Annotated in this window: 15 protein-coding genes and 2 rRNA genes; 8 read left to right on the top strand and 9 right to left on the bottom strand. The window is 44.1% G+C overall.

Annotation, left to right across the window (positions count from 1 at the left end; genetic code table 11):
* The first annotated feature begins 22 nt into the window (after positions 1 to 22).
* From F5613_RS06300 to F5613_RS06310, 3 genes are all read left to right on the top strand, one after another.
* Positions 23 to 2,905, top strand: a 23S ribosomal RNA gene (locus tag F5613_RS06300).
* 89 nt (positions 2,906 to 2,994) lie between these two features.
* Positions 2,995 to 3,105 (top strand): 5S ribosomal RNA (rrf, locus tag F5613_RS06305).
* 129 nt (positions 3,106 to 3,234) lie between these two features.
* Positions 3,235 to 4,044: an alpha/beta hydrolase gene (locus tag F5613_RS06310; protein WP_179399126.1), complete on the top strand. Its 810-nt coding sequence runs from the start codon at positions 3,235 to 3,237 to the stop codon at positions 4,042 to 4,044.
* Between the two features lie 22 nt (positions 4,045 to 4,066).
* Here F5613_RS06310 and cobC read toward each other — a convergent pair whose 3' ends face one another.
* Genes cobC through cbiB form a run of 6 tightly spaced genes read right to left on the bottom strand, consistent with a single transcriptional unit; the run spans position 4,067 to position 8,649 of the window.
* Entirely contained in the window at positions 4,067 to 4,597 is a 531-nt protein-coding gene (gene cobC, locus F5613_RS06315) for an alpha-ribazole phosphatase (RefSeq protein ID WP_179399127.1), read from the bottom strand.
* A 10-nt stretch (positions 4,598 to 4,607) separates the two neighbouring features.
* On the bottom strand, positions 4,608 to 5,357 hold the full coding sequence (locus F5613_RS06320) for an adenosylcobinamide-GDP ribazoletransferase (RefSeq protein WP_179399128.1): 750 nt from the start codon (positions 5,355 to 5,357) through the stop codon (positions 4,608 to 4,610).
* 1 nt (position 5,358) lies between these two features.
* Positions 5,359 to 6,396: a nicotinate-nucleotide--dimethylbenzimidazole phosphoribosyltransferase gene (gene cobT, locus F5613_RS06325; protein WP_179399129.1), complete on the bottom strand. Its 1,038-nt coding sequence runs from the start codon at positions 6,394 to 6,396 to the stop codon at positions 5,359 to 5,361.
* An 11-nt stretch (positions 6,397 to 6,407) separates the two neighbouring features.
* Positions 6,408 to 6,923 carry a bifunctional adenosylcobinamide kinase/adenosylcobinamide-phosphate guanylyltransferase gene (locus tag F5613_RS06330; protein WP_179399130.1) on the bottom strand — a complete coding sequence of 172 codons (516 nt, stop codon included), beginning with the start codon at positions 6,921 to 6,923 and terminating at the stop codon, positions 6,408 to 6,410.
* The gene (locus F5613_RS06335) at positions 6,920 to 7,705 is read right to left on the bottom strand and encodes a S4 domain-containing protein (protein WP_179399131.1); all 786 of its coding nucleotides are present in this window, start codon (positions 7,703 to 7,705) and stop codon (positions 6,920 to 6,922) included. The genes F5613_RS06330 and F5613_RS06335 overlap by 4 nt, the downstream gene beginning before the upstream one ends.
* A gap of 23 nt (positions 7,706 to 7,728) precedes the next feature.
* Positions 7,729 to 8,649, bottom strand: a complete 921-nt coding sequence (cbiB, locus tag F5613_RS06340) for an adenosylcobinamide-phosphate synthase CbiB (protein WP_179399132.1) — start codon at positions 8,647 to 8,649, stop codon at positions 7,729 to 7,731.
* Positions 8,650 to 8,730: 81 nt separating this feature from the next.
* On the opposite strand from cbiB, the gene F5613_RS06345 reads away from it, so the two are divergent.
* Positions 8,731 to 9,816 (top strand): HU domain-containing protein, encoded by a 1,086-nt coding sequence (locus tag F5613_RS06345; RefSeq protein ID WP_179399133.1) that lies wholly within the window; start codon positions 8,731 to 8,733, stop codon positions 9,814 to 9,816.
* Between the two features lies 1 nt (position 9,817).
* Here F5613_RS06345 and F5613_RS06350 read toward each other — a convergent pair whose 3' ends face one another.
* From F5613_RS06350 to F5613_RS06360, 3 genes are read right to left on the bottom strand one after another with little or no spacing between them, the layout of a single operon-like run.
* A complete protein-coding gene (locus F5613_RS06350; RefSeq protein ID WP_179399134.1) occupies positions 9,818 to 10,297 on the bottom strand; it encodes a flavodoxin domain-containing protein in 480 nt (159 codons plus the stop codon).
* 11 nt (positions 10,298 to 10,308) lie between these two features.
* A complete protein-coding gene (locus F5613_RS06355) occupies positions 10,309 to 10,476 on the bottom strand; it encodes an Arc family DNA-binding protein (RefSeq protein WP_079682847.1) in 168 nt (55 codons plus the stop codon).
* 33 nt (positions 10,477 to 10,509) lie between these two features.
* Positions 10,510 to 11,475 carry an SPFH domain-containing protein gene (locus F5613_RS06360; RefSeq protein WP_179399135.1) on the bottom strand — a complete coding sequence of 322 codons (966 nt, stop codon included), beginning with the start codon at positions 11,473 to 11,475 and terminating at the stop codon, positions 10,510 to 10,512.
* 206 nt (positions 11,476 to 11,681) lie between these two features.
* Between F5613_RS06360 and F5613_RS06365 the strand changes: the two genes are divergently transcribed.
* From F5613_RS06365 to scpA, 4 genes are all read left to right on the top strand, one after another.
* Positions 11,682 to 13,691 carry an AAA family ATPase gene (locus F5613_RS06365; RefSeq protein ID WP_179399542.1) on the top strand — a complete coding sequence of 670 codons (2,010 nt, stop codon included), beginning with the start codon at positions 11,682 to 11,684 and terminating at the stop codon, positions 13,689 to 13,691.
* A 220-nt stretch (positions 13,692 to 13,911) separates the two neighbouring features.
* Positions 13,912 to 16,557 carry an AsmA-like C-terminal region-containing protein gene (locus F5613_RS06370; protein WP_179399136.1) on the top strand — a complete coding sequence of 882 codons (2,646 nt, stop codon included), beginning with the start codon at positions 13,912 to 13,914 and terminating at the stop codon, positions 16,555 to 16,557.
* A 200-nt stretch (positions 16,558 to 16,757) separates the two neighbouring features.
* Entirely contained in the window at positions 16,758 to 18,659 is a 1,902-nt protein-coding gene (mutA, locus tag F5613_RS06375; RefSeq protein WP_179399137.1) for a methylmalonyl-CoA mutase small subunit, read from the top strand.
* An 11-nt stretch (positions 18,660 to 18,670) separates the two neighbouring features.
* Positions 18,671 to 20,818, top strand: coding sequence for a methylmalonyl-CoA mutase (gene scpA, locus F5613_RS06380; RefSeq protein WP_068185863.1), 2,148 nt, complete (start codon positions 18,671 to 18,673; stop codon positions 20,816 to 20,818).
* Positions 20,819 to 20,942: the final 124 nt, after the last annotated feature.

Here is a 20,942-nt window from a genome sequence, read left to right on the forward strand (position 1 = left end):
TGGCAATATATGTGCACGGAAAGAGAAAGTAAGCAAGGGCAGACGGTGGATGCCTTGGCTCTCGGAGGCGAAGAAGGACGTGATAAGCTGCGATAAGCGCGGGGGATGTGCAAATAACAATTGATCCCGTGATTTCCGAATGGGGCAACCCGGCAGGTTGAAGGCCTGTCATTCCGTAAGGAAGGCAAACGTGGGGAACTGAAACATCTAAGTACCCATAGGAGAAGAAAACAAAAGTGATTCCCCAAGTAGTGGCGAGCGAACGGGGAACAGCCCAAACCTATGCTGTTGAGGCAGTATAGGGGTTGTAGGACTACGATGTGGCAAGAAATTAGTAAAGTGGAACGTTTTGGAAAGAACGGCTATATAGGGTGACAGCCCCGTACACGACTTACTGACGAAGCCTAGTAGTATCCTGAGTAGCGCGGGACACGAGAAATCCTGTGTGAAACTGCGGGGCCCATCCCGTAAGGCTAAATACTCCCGAGAGACCGATAGCGAACCAGTACTGTGAAGGAAAGGTGAAAAGAACCTCGAACAGAGGAGTGAAATAGACCCTGAAACCGTCTGCCTACAAGCGGTCGGAGCATCTATAGGATGTGACGGCGTGCCTTTTGCATAATGAACCTACGAGTTACTGTCATTGGCAAGGTTAAGGACTTCAGGTCCGGAGCCGAAGCGAAAGCGAGTCTTAATAGGGCGCTTAGTCAGTGGTAGTAGACGCGAAACCAAGTGATCTACCCTTGGTCAGGTTGAAGGTTAGGTAACACTAACTGGAGGACCGAATCGGTAAGCGTTGAAAAGCTTTCGAATGAACTGAGGGTAGGGGTGAAAGGCTAATCAAACTTGGAGATAGCTCGTACTCCCCGAAATGCATTTAGGTGCAGCCTTTGTTATTACTAGTATGAGGTAGAGCGACTGATTGGATGCGAGGGCTTCACCGCCTATCAAGTCCAGATAAACTCCGAATGCGTATTAGTTTAGACAAGGAGTGAGGGCATGGGTGCTAAGGTCCATGTCCGAGAGGAGAAGAATCCAGACCATCAGCTAAGGTCCCCAAATAACAGCTAAGTTGAATTAACGAAGTCAGATTGCAAAGACAGCTAGGATGTTGGCTTGGAAGCAGCCATTCATTTAAAGAGTGCGTAACAGCTCACTAGTCGAGGAATTTGGCGTGGATAATAATCGGGCATAAGCTGTTTACCGAAGCTATGGAATCATTTAATTATGATTGGTAGGGGAGCATTCTGCTCAGCTTAGAAGGTAAGGGGTAACCCTTGCTGGAGCGTGCAGAAAAGCAAATGTAGGTATAAGTAACGATAAAGGAGGTGAGAAACCTCCTCGCCGAAAGACTAAGGATTCCTGATCAACGTTAATCGGATCAGGGTAAGTCGGGACCTAAGGATAAGCCGAACGGCGATTCCGATGGAAGAATGGGTTAATATTCCCATACTACTTTATAGAGCGATGTGGAGACGGAGAAGTGACAGTCCTGCTGCCTGACGGAATAGGTAGTTGAAGGGTGTAGACGTTGATTGGGGTAGGCAAATCCGCCCTGAGAGTCGAACCTGATAGTATGCGGAGTGCTTGCACGAAGCAATATGGATGTAAACAGGCTCCCAAGAAAATCTGCTAAGCATAATTTATAGAGTACCCGTACCGTAAACGGACACACGTAGTTGGGTTGAGTATACTAAGGCGCTCGAGTGATTCACGGTTAAGGAACTAGGCAAAATAGTCCTGTAACTTCGGGAAAAAGGACGCCATCAGCAATGGTGGCCGCAGAGAATAGGCCCAGGCGACTGTTTAACAAAAACACATGGCTATGCAAAATAGAAATATGAGGTATATGGCCTGACACCTGCCCGGTGCTGGAAGGTTAAGAGGAGATGTCATCGCAAGAGAAGCATTGAATTGAAGCCCCAGTAAACGGCGGCCGTAACTATAACGGTCCTAAGGTAGCGAAATTCCTTGTCGGGTAAGTTCCGACCTGCACGAATGGTGTAACGATCTGGGCACTGTCTCAACCGTGAGCTCGGTGAAATTGTAGTATCGGTGAAGATGCCGATTACCCGCGATGGGACGAAAAGACCCCGTGAACCTTTACTATAGCTTTACATTGCATTTGGGTAATTAATGTGTAGGATAGGCCGGAGGCTACGAAGCGGGCACGCCAGTGTTTGTGGAGCCGACGTTGAAATACGGCCCTTTGATTATTTGAATTCTAACTCCCGGAGAGGGAGGACACTGTATGGTGGGTAGTTTGACTGGGGTGGTCGCCTCCAAAAGTGTAACGGAGGCTTCTAAAGGTACCCTCAGGCCGATTGGTAACCGGTCGTAGAGTGTAATGGCATAAGGGTGCTTGACTGGGAGACAAACAAGTCGATCAGGTAGGAAACTAGAGCATAGTGATCCGGTGGTTCCGCATGGAAGGGCCATCGCTCAAAGGATAAAAGGTACTCCGGGGATAACAGGCTGATCGCTCCCAAGAGCTCATATCGACGGAGCGGTTTGGCACCTCGATGTCGGCTCGTCACATCCTGGGGCTGGAGAAGGTCCCAAGGGTTGGGCTGTTCGCCCATTAAAGTGGCACGCGAGCTGGGTTCAGAACGTCGTGAGACAGTTCGGTCTCTATCTATCGTGGGCGTAGGAAATTTGCGAGGCTCTGACACTAGTACGAGAGGACCGTGTTGGACTGACCACTGGTTTACCGGTTGTTCCGCCAGGAGCACTGCCGGGTAGCTAAGTCGGGATTGGATAAGTGCTGAAAGCATCTAAGTACGAAGCCAGCCTCAAGATTAGATTTCCTTATAAGGGTGGTTGTAGACTACGACCTTGATAGGCTACAGGTGTAAGGGCAGTAATGTCGAAGCCGAGTAGTACTAATAGCCCGAAACTTTCATTTCCGTGAAAACGGGTTGATATATTGGATTAGTGAGCTTGAATAAGTGTTGCTATATTGCTTTGTCCAGCATGCAAACATCTTAAAGATATTAAGGTGGTTATAGCGTTGGGGTTCCACCTCTTCCCATTCCGAACAGAGAAGTTAAGCCCACCCACGCCGATGGTACTGCGTAACAGTGGGAGAGTAGGTAGCCGCCGTTTTTAGAGAAGGAGTTAGTTCGATTGAACTGACTCCTTTTTTTGTTTATATACACCTGTCGACTAATCAGACAGGTATATAGTATAATGTTAGAATATTAATCATTACTTTTGTAGCAAACTAATTATATTATGAATCGTTATTCTTTTCTGTTGTTATTCTTTTTCTTTATGTTGCCTGCAGTTGCTCAGGTTTCTGATAAGGTTGCATACAAGACCATCGAAAATATCTCTTATCGTACAAGCAATGATACTTACGCTAACGAGCGCTGCAGACTGGATTTATATTATCCGGAAGCTTCTAAAGACTTTGTAACGATTGTTTGGTTTCATGGAGGAGGTTTATCCGGAGGTAATAAATTTATTCCACAACAACTTAAGGAGGCAGGGTATGCAGTTGTAGCTGTTAATTACCGCCTATTGCCTAAAGCAACGCTAACTGATTGTATTGACGATGCAGCTGCTGCAGTTGCATGGGTTTTCAAAGAGATTGGAAAGTACGGTGGTAATCCGCATAAAATAGTTGTCTCTGGTCATTCGGCCGGAGGATATCTCACCAATATGATAGGGCTTGATAAGAAATGGCTCTCAAAATATGATATCAATGCCGATTCCATCGCAGCTCTGGTCCCTTTTAGCGGTCATGCCATCAGTCACTTTGCTTATCGCCAGTCCAAAGGGATGAAAGATACCCAACCAAGCATCGATGAGTTTGCTCCACTCTATTATGTACGTCCGGATGCGCCACCTTTGGTTATAGTTTCTGGTGACAGAGACCTTGAAATGTTAGGGCGTTATGAAGAAAATGCCTATTTCTGGAGAATGATGAAGGTTGCCGGTCATCAGAAGGTATTTCTTTATGAATTGGATGGATACGACCACGGCTCGATGGCAGATCCGGCCTTTCATATTCTAAAAAGCCACGTCAAGAAATTGTTTTAACAGATGTGCGGAAAGGGGACTGCTATAAAGTAAGCTTTATTATTTCACCATAGGATGGTAAATGCTTAAAGGCTTCGCTCATTTCGTATATTCCGGCATATACCTGTGCACAGGCCAATACTCCTCCGTGTGCAAAAACAAAGACGGTATTATCGTTGCATGAACGGATTTCGTCCAGAAATGAAGCAACGCGGTTGTATTGGTCTTTAAAAGACTCTCCTCCCGGGGTGGGTACATGCACCCAATCTTTAAACCACGCTTCCGAATGGGGGTGGCTGCTTACTTCGTCCCACGATTTCATTTCCCAGCTGCCAAAGTTAAGTTCTTTGATGCGGTCGTCTTTCCATGCATCTTCAAAACCACAATAGGTAGCCAGACGGACACAGCGGCTCAGGGGACTGGTGTATACTTTGTCGGCTGCAATCTTATTAAGCTCTTCCTTGACTGTAGCTGCTTCTGCTTCGAATGTTTCGCGTAAAGGGACATCTGTCTGTCCGTAGGAATATCCTGCGGGAACATCAACCGAGGTATGTCTTATCAGATATAGATCCATGGAATTGTAATTAATGTGTGACTGAATAAATAAGAACGATACCTATATAGAAAGATAGTTCGCAGAGGAGTGTAAGCGCTCCGCAACAATCGCCGGTGTATCCACCAATTTTCTTTTTCATGAAGGAGGTAAGTAAATACCAGCACAACAATACAGGCAACGTTGCCCAAAGATAGTGAATTTCGGGTAGCCAAACAAGGGGAAACAGACCGCAGATTGCAGAAAATAGATATTCGCCGGGAGTCATGGGGCTATACACGACCTTGGCTTTGCTATCTTCCTCTTTTCGTGCATAGGGTAGCCGGTTAATAATCATGGAGGATACCCCTTTGGCAAAAGGATCGGCAGTAAGGATGGCACAACCGGCAAGATCGAGAGGAAGAGAACTCAGTAATGTATAAAGCATTAAAAAATAGAAGACAAGCCCCACCACTCCGTAAGTCCCGATGTGTGAATCTTTCATAATGGAAAGAATCTTTTGCTTGTCGCTTCCTCCACCAAATCCGTCAAAGAAATCGGCTAGTCCGTCTTCATGAAGACATCCGGTAATCAACAACCTACTTATGATAGCCAGTAAAATGGCAACTGAAACCGGAAAAACAAGGGCGGACGAATATAGTACAGCGGCCGAAATACCAGCGGTTAGCCAACCGGTCATCGCCCAACCGCTGACTACATTTTTAAAATAGTCGCCCGGCACTGATGTAATACGCCAAAAGGGCAGGCGGGTAAAAAATATAAAGGCCGCAAGTATTCGCATATCAGAAATATTTTGTTACTGCCGCATTACTAAATGTATTCATTTCATTAATCATCCTAACAGCAGATTCAACGATTGGATAGGCACAGATGGCGCCGCTACCTTCTCCCAAACGTAATCCCAGGTTAAGAAGAGGTTTAACCTTTAAGTGATCGAGCAGCAATTTGTGACCAGCTTCATCTCCCTGGTGCCCGAAAACACAATAGTTTATAACCTCAGGATAAAGTTTGGATGCTGCAAGCACACAGTTGGTCATAATAAAACCATCTACCAGAATAATCATATTCAACTCGGCAGCCTGCAACATACCTCCTACAGCCATTATCATTTCAATACCCCCAAAGTAACGCATGACATTCATCGCATTTCTCTCCTCTTTGAAGTTATCTAGAGCTCGTTTCAATATGGTATATTTATGCATTACACCTCTCGAATCTAATCCGCTTCCAGCACCAACGCACTCAAGCAACGGAATACCAGCAAGGCAGGTCATCCACATGCTGGATGGAGATGTGTTACCTATTCCCATTTCACCGAAGCAAATAATGTTGCATCCTTCTTTGTGACATTCTTTTACGATTTCAGCTCCAATCTCAATGCATTGTTCAACTTCTAGGTCGGTAAGAGCTGATTCGTATAGGAAATTACGAGTACCTTTACGCACTTTGCGGGAGATAAGTCCGTCTATTGCCGGGAAATCATAGTCGATACCTCCATCAACTACCTTTAGAACAAAATTATGTTGACGGGCAAGGAAGTTGATGCCAGCACCCCCTCCAAGAAAATTACTGATCATCTGGCGGGTAACTTCTTTGGGCGAAAAGCTTACACCTTCATCAACGATTCCGTGATCGGCTGCAAATATAATACCGTGTGGCTTATGCAGTTCCGGATGAAGTGTTTGTTGAATCAACCCGATCTGAGTGGCGATATCTTCTAGAGTTCCCAACGATCCTTTGGGTTTGGTTAGGTCGTTTATTTTGAAAATAAGGGATTCAAGAATAGTCTGATCGGGAGTAGAGATTTGAAATGTTTTCATTTTCTGGCAATTTATTCTTTTAAAACAAGCGGAATGCCACTTGTCATCAATATTACTTTACCGGCTATACCGGCTATATGTTGATTAAACCAACCCTGCAGATCGGTAAATTTACGTTGTAGCTCGTCGGCCGAAATACCTCCCAGACCAATTTCGTTCGTAACAAAGATAAAGGTGGCGTCTTGAGACGTCAGTTTCTCAAATTCTGTTTTTAGTTGCGAAAGCGACAAGGCAACATCGGCCTTGTTGTCGAAAAAGAAATTGGTTGCCCACAAGGTAACACAGTCAACCAATACAACCCTTCCGGCAAGGTTGTGTTTGCTGAGAAATTTCTCTTCTTCCAGATTGGTCCATTCCGGTCCTCTGTCCGCCTGATGGCGTACAATCCGGGCACGGTGTTCTTCATCCCACACCCGGGATGTGGCCAGATATACAGGATTGGAAGATAAAGAAAGAGCCAGTTTCTGTGCGTAGCTGCTTTTCCCAGATCTTTGTCCTCCTGTAATGACAATTACGTTTTTGTTCATTTTTCGTTTTTACGCGGCGGCTTGTTAAATAGTTTCGTTGCTCCTAACTTGCCCTGAGCTTTTGGAGGACGTGACTCGTGCAATTTGCCAGCAGCTATTCCGGGTTTGGTATCTCTCGATTTTGCAGATGTACTCGGACTTTTAGAATCGAAGGGTTTCCCTGAGCTACGCGACGGCCTGCCTTCGCTAAATTTACCAGCTCCACTTGTTTTAGAATCTCTGAAACGAGGCGCTCCAAACTCTTTGGTTTCTTCCCTTCTGGCTGATGCACGATGTGGAGATTTAGGATCGTGAAATCTGCTGGACGAATGAATCTTATTTCCTTCTTCGCCTTCTCTTTCCGGAGAATTAGTTTTCTTTGAAGCAAAAGATGGTTTATAGCCTTCCCCTTTTTGATAAAATTTCTTGTAAGGAGGAGTCTGTATTTCTTCTTCTTCAACCTTAGGTTTGTTGGCCGGATTGTTCTTGCTTGTCTTTCTTAATGCAGCCGATTTAGGCGCAGCTGCCATTTGCTGGGCAAGGATGCTTTTGGCCCTGTGGGACAATTTATTGCTGGTAGTGCTTTGCGCATTGTTCTGTTTGCCTTTTGCCACACGAATAGCTACAGCTTTTATATTGATCGGGAAACCATCAACTAACACCTTATCTTCTTCTTGAACGATTGCTCCTAGTTTGGCGATGCTGCCGTTTATCGTTACGCGACCGCTTTCTATGAAACGATCGGCTTCTCTACGTGAGCATAATCCGGAGTCGCTTATTAATTTATTGAGTCGTTGTGTCATTTTGTATATCTGTGTTTAATGAATTAATGCAACAAAAGGATTATAAATATTCCCATTATCAATTCGGTATTGTTGTTAACCCGAATGGCACGGAGAACGTCGTCTGTATTGAAATTACGTTCATTTGTTCCGATATAAGGCTTCTCTACAACCTCACCGAAATAAACATGCGCACCGCCAAAGCGGCAATCTAAAATGGCAGCCAGTGCTGCTTCTGGATATCCGGAATTCGGACTGGTATGGCAACGGCCAAATCTGGTTATAAAATCCCGTCTGTGCCACGTTCCTGAAACCAAAAGCATCAAATAAGCTGTAATACGAGCTGGAATGTAGTTGGCCAGATCATCAATCTTAGCTGCAGCACGTCCAAAATCTCGGTATCGTTCGTTTTTATAGCCTATCATTGAATCCAGTGTATTTATCATTTTATAGGCCATCATACCCGGAAGTCCCAACAGAGAGAACCAGAACATGGGAGCGATAACTCCATCACTCAGATTTTCTGCCAATGTTTCAAGTGCGGCTGTTCTTATTTCCTGTGGCGAAAGGGCTGAAGTATCTCTGCCAACAATGCGGGATAACTGCTTCCGACCCTCTTCCGTACTCCGGTCAACTGCCTCGAAAACCATCTTTACCTCTTTAATCAGTGTGTTGCCAGCCAGACAATAAAAAACTCCGATGGCTATAAAACTGTATTCAATCCAGGGGTGAATATCCTTGGCGAACCTTAAAAAAGAGTAACAGATACCAAATATGCCGATGATGAGACCGAATGCCAGAAAAGTTCCTTTTTGTCCACGATTATCTCCTTTATTCAATTTTTTTTCGCCAGCCGAAATGACATTTCCAAACCATACAATAGGATGCGGCCAGTGAGGCGGATCACCCAGAAACCGATCGGCAAGCCATCCGGCAACAAAAGAATATGTGTGTGCTGCAAACATGAATTTAATTTTTCTTTACAAAGGTAGAATAAATCCAGGTGCAGATGTACAGAATATAATAAAAAAATATAACTTTGCAATATGCAACGATTAATGAGTCATATAGAGAGGTTATTGCTGATGCACGATTGTGTAATCATTCCAAAGGTGGGTGGTTTTGTTTTACAGAACTATCCTGCAAGCTATAATCCTGTTGATCATTCTTTTAGTCCATCCGGAAAAGAGATTGTATTTAATCCTACACTGTGCCATAACGACGGACTTCTGATTGAATCTTATATGAAACTCTATAATGCAGATTTTAGTCTGGCCCAGCGGATGCTTGAAGAAGATACGGAATGGTTAAAAGAGGCATTACGAAATAAAAATAGAATTTCTTTGGGTTCGATTGGCTCTTTTTGTGCCAACGAAGAGGGAAAAGTAATTTTTACACCTCTATCTACTTCCCGTTTCAATCTTTCTACCTATGGACTGGAGGCTTTCAGTTTCCCGACCCTCGAATCGCTTACTAACAGGATGGAAAAGGAATCCGACGGAGAAGAAAGACGCGCTAAAAGAAAAGATATTTTTTATATTCCGGTAAACACGGCTTTTTTGCGTACTGTAATTACTTCAGCTGCAGCAATAACCCTGTTGTTGCTTATTTCTACTCCGGTAAAAAAGGTAAGCCAGTCTTCTTACACAGCTAGTTTTATTCCTGCAACTGCAATCTCTTTCTCTGTTGACGCAAGTAACACGAATGAAGTTAAATCCGATGAAGTGGCTGCTGGAACGGATGTCTATAACCCTATGAATACTGGAGAAACAGACCGTTTTGAAGCAAATGGGCCGATAGAAATTAATGTCTTGGAAGCCTCAGATAAAGAAATCGCCGAAGTTGCATTGAAAGCTAAAATGGAAGTAACTCCTCCAGCTGTTTCTCAAACAGCTGGAAATATAAAATATTATCATATTGTTGTTGCAAGCCTTCCAACTATGAGTCAGGCTGATAAGTATATTTCACGTATGGACAGACATCAGTACACTCAGGCGGGAATTGTAGAACGTGATGGGAAAATCAGGGTTTACGCTGCCAGATTTACAGAAAGAGAGCAGGCCGAACAATACTTGTCCAGCCTGAGAGAGTCCGGGGCATATAAAGATGCCTGGATGTTTATTTCAAGATAATCTATTCTTTCAATTTTTCAACAAACAGATTTATAGTCTCTTCGTGTATATTGGAAGAGCTTACTTTGGTGTGTGCAATTTTCTTCACGATAAATCGTTCCATAAAGTTCATTTTTTCAAGAATAAATTCGCCACCCATAAATCCGGTAGCTTTTGCTTTACCTTGAAGCGATTTGGGGAAGGCCGTCTCCAGCTCGGTCTGCTGTTTATCCGGGTCAGGTTCCATTCCGCATACAAACAGACCCAATTGCTTTTGTGCTAATAATGTTTCATTCTCAATGCAATAGGAGGTTAGCTTCTTGTTTACAGTACCTGCGTAGACAGATCCTCCAATAATAATCCTATCGTATTGATCCAAAGACGGTTGTACTTTTTCAAGATTAATAAGCTCTGCATCTTTTTCTTCAAGCTTATCTCCAATAATCCGGGCTACCTTTTCGGTGGTTCCATGTTTGGACAGATATAAAATTGCGGTTTTCATATTTAATATGTTTATTTCTTTTTGACTCTTCCCGCTTTCCTGAGGGCTTGGTCCAAAATGTAAAGAATCTGTCCGTTTGTGCTGCGGAATTCATCCGCAGCCCACGTTTCAATCGCTTCCATCATCTCTGGATCAATGCGCAAGATAAAGCTTTTTGTTGTTGATTCTTTTTTGGACATGGTCAATTATTTCTTTTTGATCTAAAAAGTTTTTTAATGATATAAAGTGCCTGTATTGAGTACAGGTTGGGCTGCTTCGTCCGCACATAAAACAACCAGTAGATTGCTTACCATCGCAGCTTTCTTGTCTTCATCCAACGAAACCACTCCTTCTTTATCCAGCTTTTCCAAAGCCATATGTACCATGCTAACAGCTCCTTCCACAATCTTTTCACGAGCAGCAATAATGGCATCAGCCTGTTGTCTGCGAAGCATCACCCCTGCAATTTCTGAAGCATAAGCTAAATAGTTGATGCGAGCCTCCACAACTTCCATTCCGGCGATCGATAAGCGGTTGGTCAGTTCCTCTTCCAGCCGTTCATTCACCAATTTATTCCCGGAGCGGAGCGTTACCTCGTCGCCATTCTCCTGGTTGTCGTATGCATAAAGACCAGCCACACTACGAAGAGCCGAGTCACTCTGTATTTTAACAAATTTCTCGAAGTTATTCATTCTTCCCATTAGTGCTCCTCCTGCGATATTTACTGCCGAAGGATGTTGTTTGTCGGTTGAATTAATAGCGGGCATTGCCAGTGACGAAGAATCTATATCAAACATAGCTTTATAGGTATCTTTCACCCTCCACACCAACACTAATCCAATCATTACAGGATTACCCACTTTGTCATTAACCTTAATAGGAGGTACATCCAGGTTGCGGGCACGTAAGGTTATTTTCTTCTTTTCATAGAACGGATTTACCCAAAAAAAGCCATTTTCTTTTATTGTACCTTTGTATTTACCGAAGAAAACCATCACTCTTCCATCGTTTGGTTCTACTTGCATAAAACCGAACAGGCAGATAAAGAATTTAACAAGCCCCAATATTCCCAATAGAAATCCCCACCAGATATTCAGAGTGAATAACAAGACAGAACAGACCAGTAAGATAAAAAGCATAAACAGCATTAGGAAGCCTGATAATTTTAGTCCCCCGAAAGTTTTTTCATTTGATTCCATTGAATTGATTATTAGATGTTAAACAATTGATATATAAACATATTACTTATTTTGTATGATATCAATATGATATCACAAAAATACTACTAAAATGATATAAAACAAATAAATGAGTAAAAAAAATACAATGATATTCAATTGTGGTTTTTCCGGGATGCAGAGTCTCCCAAATAATTTGTATGTTTGCAGAAATAAATCCGTCTACGTTGGAGCTACAATTAGATACAAACAATACTGAATTTCAGAATGCCCTGCAACTGATTAACCATACCCGCCAATCCGTTTTTCTTACTGGAAAAGCCGGTACAGGTAAATCAACCTTCCTGAAATATATATGCAGTCACACGAAAAAAAAACATGTAGTGCTTGCACCTACTGGTATTGCCGCAATTAATGCCGGAGGGGTGACGCTTCACTCTTTCTTTAAACTCCCATTCAGGCCGATGTTGCCGGATGATCAGGATCTTAGTCTGCAGGACGGACGCATCTTCGATTTCTTTAAATACCGCAAAGAGCACAGAAAGATATTGGCAGACGTAGAGCTGATTATAATAGATGAAATATCCATGGTTCGGGTTGATACTATTGATTGTGTAGATCGTATCCTCAGGGTATTTTCGGGAAATATGCGTTTGCCATTTGGAGGGAAGCAACTTCTTTTTGTAGGGGATGTTTTTCAGCTTGAACCGGTGGTGCCATCCGACCAAAAAGAGATTTTAAGCCGTTTCTATGAAAGCAGTTTTTTCTTTTCTGCGCGGGTTTTTAAAGAGATAAATCTGGTTCCCATCGAGTTACAAAAGGTGTACAGACAGTCGGATCCGGTATTTATCAATGTATTGGATAAAATACGAAACAATGCAGCTACCAACAACGAACTGAATGTGTTAAATGCACGCTGTAATCCCTCATTTAATCCGGCAGATGATGAAATGTACATTACATTGGGTACCCGCAGGGATCAGGTCGATTATATTAATGAGAAGAAATTACGGGGACTGCCCGGAACAGAATGCATATACGAAGGAATTATTGATGGCGATTTTCCCGAATCATCTTTACCTACGCTCAAGAAGTTGGTTTTAAAAGAACATGCTCAGGTAATCTTCATAGACAATGATCCGGACCGGCGGTGGGTGAATGGTACCATTGGAGTTGTTTCCCATATTGATGAAAACGACAACCTTTATGTGTTGTTGGAAAACGGACGTGAACACATGGTAGAACCTGCTTCATGGAGAAACTATAAGTATTCTTACAATGAGAAAGAGAAACGGATCGAAGAGGAGATTGTAGGAAGTTTTATTCAGCTCCCAATCCGCTTAGCCTGGGCAATTACCGTACATAAAAGTCAGGGTCTAACCTTCAGCCGTGTGGTGGTTGACCTTACCGGAGGTGTATTTGCAGGAGGGCAGACATACGTAGCCTTGAGTAGATGTACTTCGCTGGAAGGATTGGTCCTTAAGGGAAAGATAACTCCCCGCGATGTATTTATACGTAGAGAAATTATCGAATTCAGTCGTAATTTTAACAATGAACAACTTATTGCCAAGAGTCTTCAGGAGGGAGAGGCCGACAGCCTTTACGAACAGGCAGCAAGAGCCTTCAATAAAAGGGAGATGGATGAAGCGGTAAAGGCTTTTTCGGGAGCTGTTATACGCCGGAATGAGTTGGGTAACCCCCTTGTTCAGCGACTTATCCGAAAGAAACTGAGCTGTATTATAAGTCAGCAGCAGCAATTGGCGGATCTAAAGAAACAACTTACAGAACAAAAGGAGACCCTTAAGGAGTATGCCCGCGAGTATTATTTGATGGGTAACGAATGTATAACCAAGGCAAATGATCCTCAGGCAGCTATCCGTTCGTTTGATAAAGCTCTGAAACTATATCCTGAGTATGTGGATGCCTGGGTTCGGAAAGGCATCACTTTGATGGATATGGAGGATTTATACGAAGCACAAATCTGTTTCAATCAAGCCGTAAGACTAAGTCCCCATTCATTTAAGACCCGATATAACAGAGGGAAATGCCTGCTTCAGCTAATGTGCTACGAGGAAGCTTCTGCCGATCTGGACCGTGCCGTTCGAATCAAGCACAACCATGCCGCAGCGCACGAATACCTCGCCGAAGCCTATCTGGGTATGGGCGAAAAGAAACTTGCCAAAACACATAAGGCAATTGCTGACAAGCTACGCAATAAAGAAGAAGACGAAGAGTAGCAAAAACTACCCGTTGAAGAATAAATAAAGGACAGTTTATCTGATACGTTTATTTCTGCATTATAAAAATGAGTGATTGTTTAAAAAAAATAGTATATTTGCTGTAATCACTGATTGAAAATGTATGTAAGTTTACATGCCTTGCCTGATTATTCAGGCTACCTGTAATAGTGAATGGCAAGGCAGACTCATTTATACGAATGCTATAATAATATGTAAGATGAAAAAGAGTTTAAAAATTGCTGGAATTGTTATTTTGTCTCTTTTGTTGATTCTGCTGATTCTTCCGTTTGCATTTAAAGGCAAAGTAGCCGGAATCATACAAGAACAGGCAAATAAGAACCTGCAGGCCAAGGTTGCTTTCTCAGATTTGAGTGTAAGCTTTTTTAAAAACTTCCCTAAGGTAACTGCTACAATCGAAAATCTTTCGGTAGCCGGTGTGGATGTCTTTGAAGGAGATACCTTGCTTAAAGCCGACGAGATATCGGTATCTGTAAATCTCACCAGTCTTTTTTCGGATCAAGGTGTGAATGTAAAACGCATTGAACTGATTTCGCCCAGGATACTTGCCAAAGTATTGTCCGACGGACGCGCAAACTGGGACATCACAATTCCTGATTCTACAGAGCAGGAGCAAGACGAATCATCCTTCAACTTACAGTTGGAAGATATCCAAATAGCCAACGGCTATGTTACCTATATAGACCAGCAAGGAGGTATGAAAGCCGAGTTGGCCGACTGGAACGGAAACTTTAACGGAGATGTTTCTGCCGAAAAGAGTGTTCTAAAAACCAAATCTATTATCACTTCGCTCACCTATACGATGGGAAATCTTCCTGTATTGCTTAACGCCAGACTGGAAGGCGATATGGAGATTCAGGCAGATATGAAGACCAGCACCTATACATTTCTAAACAACAAATTGAAATTAAACGATGTTGAGGCTTCTCTGGATGGATGGGTACAGATGCCCGACACAACTAAAATGGTGATGGATCTGAAGCTGAACACAGAAAAGGTGGCCTTCAAGGATCTGCTGTCACTTGTACCGGGGCTCTATGTGAAGGACTTTAAGGATATGAAAACTGCCGGCAATCTAACCATGGCAGCTTCCGTAAAGGGAACTATGGAAGGTGAGAGCTATCCGGCCTTTGATGTGAAGCTGGCTGTGGACAACGGAATGTTCCAGTATCCCTCTTTGCCTAAATCTGTTACAGATATTCAGGTTAACACCCACATCTCCAGCAAAGGAGGATCGTTAGATAACACCGTTGTCGATGTTTCAAAATTCCATTTCAATATGGGAGGCAACCCCTTCGATCTCACAGCTTATGTGGCAACGCCCATGAGTGACCCGGATGTAAAGGGAACCATGACAGGAAAACTGAATCTGGGTATGGTACGTGAAGTATATCCGTTGGAAAAAGGGACCGAACTACAGGGCGAAATCGATGCTAACATACGTGCAGCCGGACGGATGTCGTATGTGGAAAAAGGGCAGTACGATAAATTTACTGCCGATGGAACTTTGTCGGTTAAGGGAATAAACTATAAATCGACCGACATGCCCGACGTTACAGTAAAGGAGGCCCGTATGAGCTTTAGCCCTAAAGATGTAGCTCTTACCGCCTTTTCAATGATGGTGGGCAAGAACGATATTCAGGCAACGGGTAAACTTACCAATCTGTTACCCTATTTTATGAAAGACGCCGTATTGAAGGGAAATCTTGAAGTAACCTCGTCGTACCTAAATGTGAACGACTTTATGAAGGAAGACAGTACGGCTGCGTCGGCAGATTCTATTCCCATGCTGGCTTTCGAAATTCCTAAAAATCTGGATTTCAGTCTGCGGGCATCCGGAAAGGAGATTGTCTACGACAAGCTATCAATGAAGAACGTTTTGGGAAATCTTACGGTGAAAGATGGCAGAATCACTATTCAGAACCTGTCGGCAAATGCTTTGGGAGGAAAGATCGGAGTGAGCGGCTATTATGAAGCCCTGAATCCCAAAAAGCCGGAAGTGGCATTTGGCCTGGATTTGCAGACCGTATCCTTTGGCGAAACATTTAAAACACTGGATATGGCTAAATCTCTGGCTCCTATTTTCGAGAACATGCAGGGTAACTACTCCATGAAGCTGAATTTCAACTCAGCACTTACCGAACATATGGAGCCTATACTCAGTTCGCTTACCGGCGAAGGAAAGCTGAACTCAAACAGTGTAAAAGTATCGGATGTAAAGGCCTTATCGTTGTTGGCAAGCACCCTGAAGAACGATGCTTTGGCCAATCTGTCGCCCAAAGACCTGAACATTCCGTTCAGCATTGGAGACGGTAGAGTAAAAACGTCGCCTTTTACCGTCGAACTGGGAGATACCAAGCTGAATCTTTCGGGTAGTACCGGCTTGGATAAAACCATCGATTACGCCTTGAAGGTAACCCTTCCGGAAAAGCTTGCCCGTAACGGAATCACCAGTCTGGAGGGAACTATCGGAGGTACCTTCACTTCACCCAAAATAAAGCTCGACGCATCGGCTTTGGCTAAGCAGGCGGTTGCTGGACTGGCAGATAAGCTTTTGGGTAAAACCACCACCGATTCTGCCGGAGTTAAAACAACGGTTAGCGCTAAAGAAAATATCACAGCCAAGGCAGAAGAAATAAGAGCTACAGCCAAGGCTGCCGGCGATAAGTTGATTGCCGAAGCCGAAAAGCAAGGAGCTGCATTGGTTGAAAAAACCAAGAACCCTTTACTTAAAGCCGGAGCACAGGCTACAGCCAACAAACTGAAAGCCGAGGCCGAAAAGAAAGCGGCTGCCCTTAATGCCCAGGCAGAAGAGGAGATAAAGAAGCTTCAAGGCGCTGAATAGCCTGTTTCTTTACATGGAAGATACGTTTAAGACGCACATAATTCCGATTGATTTGCTTTTCGAAACGATATAATTGAGAAACAGCGAATCAATCGGAATTTTTTTGTTCTTACTATTTATTTATTTTACCTTTGCAAGCTGTTCTTAAACAGAATAGAGTGACGATTTTACTAATACCAGTTTTATAAACAACGAATATTATGGCAGAATTAAAAGAAAAACTTTTCTCAGAATTTGCCCCGGTGTCTACTGAAGAGTGGATGGCGAAGATCACGGCAGATTTGAAAGGGGCTCCGTTTGAGAAAAAGCTTGTATGGAAGACAGGCGAGGGATTTGATGTAAATCCTTTTTATCGGGCGGAAGATATCGAAGGTTTAAAGACAACAACATCACTTCCGGGTGAATTTCCTTACGTACGCGGTACTAAGAAAGACAACGACTGGAAAGTGCGCCAGAACATTGAGGTTACCTGTTTTAAGGGAGCCAACGAAAAAGCACTTGATTTATTGAATAAGGGGGTAACCTCTTTAGGCTTTGTTATTCAGAGTGAAGATGTTAATGCGGAAAACATCGCTACCTTGCTCAATGGTATTTGCCCTGAAAGCGTAGAGCTGAACTTCAAAACCTGTCACCGTAAGGCAGAACAACTCATCAACATTTTAGCAGATTACCTTAAAGCGAAGAATGCAGACCTTAAGAAATGTTACGGTTCTGTAAACTACGATCCGTTCAAGCGGATGCTTGTTAAAGGCAAGACAAATGATAACTGGGTAGCCAATGCCGTAGCCGTTTTTAACGCCGGTAAAGCCCTGCCTCGTTACAAGGTACTATCTGTAAATGCATTCTACTTCAACAATGCCGGTTCATATATCACCCAGGAACTGGGATATGCACTTGCCTGGGGTAACGAATTGCTGGCCAAGCTGGTTGAGGCCGGATGTCGTGCCGACGAAGTTGCCAAAAAAATTAAATTCAACTTTGGTGTAGGATCAAACTACTTCCTCGAAATTGCTAAATTCCGTGCTGCACGTTGGTTGTGGGCCGAAATCGTAGCAGCTTACGAACCTAAATGCCAACACGAAGATTGTCCTAACAACAAACCGGACGGTCTGTGTCGTTGCGCAGCCAAGATGCACATCCATGCACAAACTTCCGAATGGAATATGACGGTTTACGATGCTCACGTAAACTTGCTTCGTACCCAGACAGAAGCCATGTCGGCAGCATTGGCCGGAGTCGATTCAATTACGGTTCGTCCTTTCGATAAGATCTTTAAAAATCCGGATGATTTCTCAGAACGTATCGCACGTAACCAGCAATTGTTGCTGAAGGAAGAATGTCACCTCGACAAGGTGGTGGATCCTTCTGCCGGATCATACTATCTGGAAACACTTACGGTTTCTGTTGCAGATGTAGCCTGGAAGCTGTTTGTTGAAACAGAAGAAAAGGGTGGATTCTTTGCAGCAGTGATGGCCGGCGATGTTCAGAACGCTGTGAACGCCTCTTCCAATGCACGCAAGGCAGCTATTGCTACCCGTAAAGAAGTGTTGTTGGGAACCAACCAGTTCCCTAACTTTACAGAACTGGCTGCTTCTAAAATAGAAGTGAAGACCTCTGTAAGCGATCCTTGCGCATGCAACTCGGACGAAACATTGCCAAAGCTTAACTTCGAAAGAGGAGCTTCTGCATTCGAAGCTTTGAGACTGGCTACAGAAAATAGCGGAAAGACTCCTAAAGCCTTTATGCTTACCATCGGTAATCTGGCAATGCGTCTGGCCCGTTCGCAGTTCTCTTGCAACTTCTTCGGATGTGCAGGATATAAGGTGATCGACAACCTTGGATTCGAAACTGTGGAAGCAGGTGTTGAAGCAGCTGTTGCCGCCGGAGCCGAGATCGTGGTTCTTTGCTCAAGCGACGACGAGTATGCCGAATTGGCTCCTGCCGCCTTCAAAGCATTGAATGGCAGAGCAGAATTTGTAGTGGCCGGTATGCCTGCATGTATGGACGAACTGAAGGCACAGGGTATCACCCAGTACATCAATGTTCGCTCCAACGTTTTGGAAACATTAAAGGCATTCAACGCTAAATTAGGAATCGCTTAAGCAGAAACATCATGAGACCAAATTTTAAAAATATAGATTATAAGTCAGCCGGATTCGCAACAACCAATGTTGCCGAATGGGCTCAGGCAAACGGCATCGAAGCCAGCTGGAAAACTCCGGAACATATCGATGTAAAATCAGTATATACCAAAGAAGATTTGGAAGGAATGGAACATCTTAACTATGCTTCTGGTCTTCCTCCCTACCTTCGCGGTCCGTATAGCGGTATGTACGCTATGCGTCCCTGGACAATCCGTCAGTATGCCGGATTCTCTACAGCAGAAGAATCTAACGCATTTTACCGTCGTAACCTGGCTTCAGGTCAGAAAGGTTTGTCGGTTGCATTCGACCTTGCCACACACCGTGGCTACGATGCCGACCACGAACGTGTAGTAGGCGACGTAGGTAAAGCCGGGGTATCTATCTGTTCATTGGAAAACATGAAAGTATTGTTCGACGGTATACCTTTGAACAAGATGTCTGTTTCTATGACTATGAACGGAGCCGTACTTCCCGTATTGGCATTCTACATCAATGCAGGTCTTGAGCAGGGAGCCAAGCTTGAAGAGATGGCCGGAACAATCCAGAACGATATCCTGAAAGAATTCATGGTGCGTAATACCTATATCTACCCACCCGAATTCTCAATGAAGATTATTGCAGACATCTTCGAATACACATCTCAGAAGATGCCTAAATTCAACTCTATCTCCATCTCAGGATACCACATGCAGGAAGCAGGAGCAACTGCCGATATCGAAATGGCATATACATTGGCAGACGGTATGGAATACCTTCGCGCCGGTATCAATGCAGGTATCGATGTAGACGCCTTTGCACCCCGCTTGTCGTTCTTCTGGGCTATCGGTGTAAACCACTTTATGGAAATCGCCAAGATGCGTGCTGCACGTATGTTGTGGGCAAAGATCGTGAAGAGCTTCGGAGCCAAGAATCCAAAGTCGCTTGCTCTACGTACACACTGTCAGACATCGGGTTGGTCGTTAACAGAGCAAGATCCATTCAACAATGTGGGCCGTACCTGTATCGAAGCCATGGCTGCCGCATTGGGACATACTCAGTCTCTGCACACCAACGCATTGGACGAGGCTATTGCCTTGCCAACCGATTTCTCTGCACGTATCGCACGTAATACACAGATCTATATCCAGGAAGAGACACAGGTATGTAAAGAAATCGACCCATGGGCCGGATCTTACTACGTTGAAACTCTTACCAACGAGTTGGTACACAAAGGCTGGGCATTGATTCAGGAAATCGAAAGCATGGGTGGTATGGCAAAAGCTATCGAAACAGGTTTACCAAAACTACGTATCGAAGAAGCTGCAGCCCGTACGCAGGCTCGTATCGACTCAAAGAATCAAACGATCGTAGGTGTTAACAAATACCGTCTCGAGAAGGAAGATCCTATCGATATTCTCGAAATCGACAATACAGCTGTACGTTTGGAGCAGATCGAACGTTTGAATGAGTTGAAAGCCAACCGCGACGAAGCTGCCGTTAAGGAAGCTTTGGAAGCCATTACAGAGTGTGCAAGAACTAAACAGGGTAACCTGCTCGAGCTTGCTGTTAAGGCAGCAGGTTTACGTGCTACTTTGGGAGAAATCTCCGATGCATGCGAAGCTGTTTCAGGACGTTATAAAGCAATTATCAGAACTATATCAGGCGTGTATTCATCAGAAACAAAGAAAGATGCCGACTTCGTAAAAGCTTGCGAACTGGCAGAAGCATTTGCTAAGAAAGAAGGTCGTCAGCCTCGTATCATGATTGCCAAGATGGGTCAGGACGGTCACGACCGTGGTGCGAAAGTGGTTGCAACCGGGTATGCCGACTGTGGATTCGACGTAGACATGGGACCATTGTTCCAGACTCCGGCCGAAGCTGCCCGTCAGGCTGTTGAAAACGACGTACACATCATGGGTGTATCTTCACTGGCTGCCGGTCACAAAACATTGGTACCGCAGGTTATTGAAGAGCTGAAGAAGCTGGGTCGCGAAGATATCATCGTTATTGCCGGTGGTGTTATTCCTGCCCAAGACTACGACTACCTTTATAAGGCCGGCGTAGCAGCAATCTTTGGTCCGGGTACGTCTGTAGCTAAAGCTGCGGTTCAGATCCTCGAAATTCTGTTGGGCGAATAATTTCGATCCAATTCTCATACAAAGGGCGCGGACCGAAAGGAGCCGCGCCTTTTTACATTTGTATACGTCCATCTTTTGTCAATCTTATTCGTTCATTCCATCAGAACCACTATCTTTGTATATA

This window comes from Macellibacteroides fermentans (genome assembly GCF_013409575.1).
In the GTDB taxonomy this organism is placed as follows: Bacteria; Bacteroidota; Bacteroidia; order Bacteroidales; family Tannerellaceae; genus Macellibacteroides; species Macellibacteroides fermentans.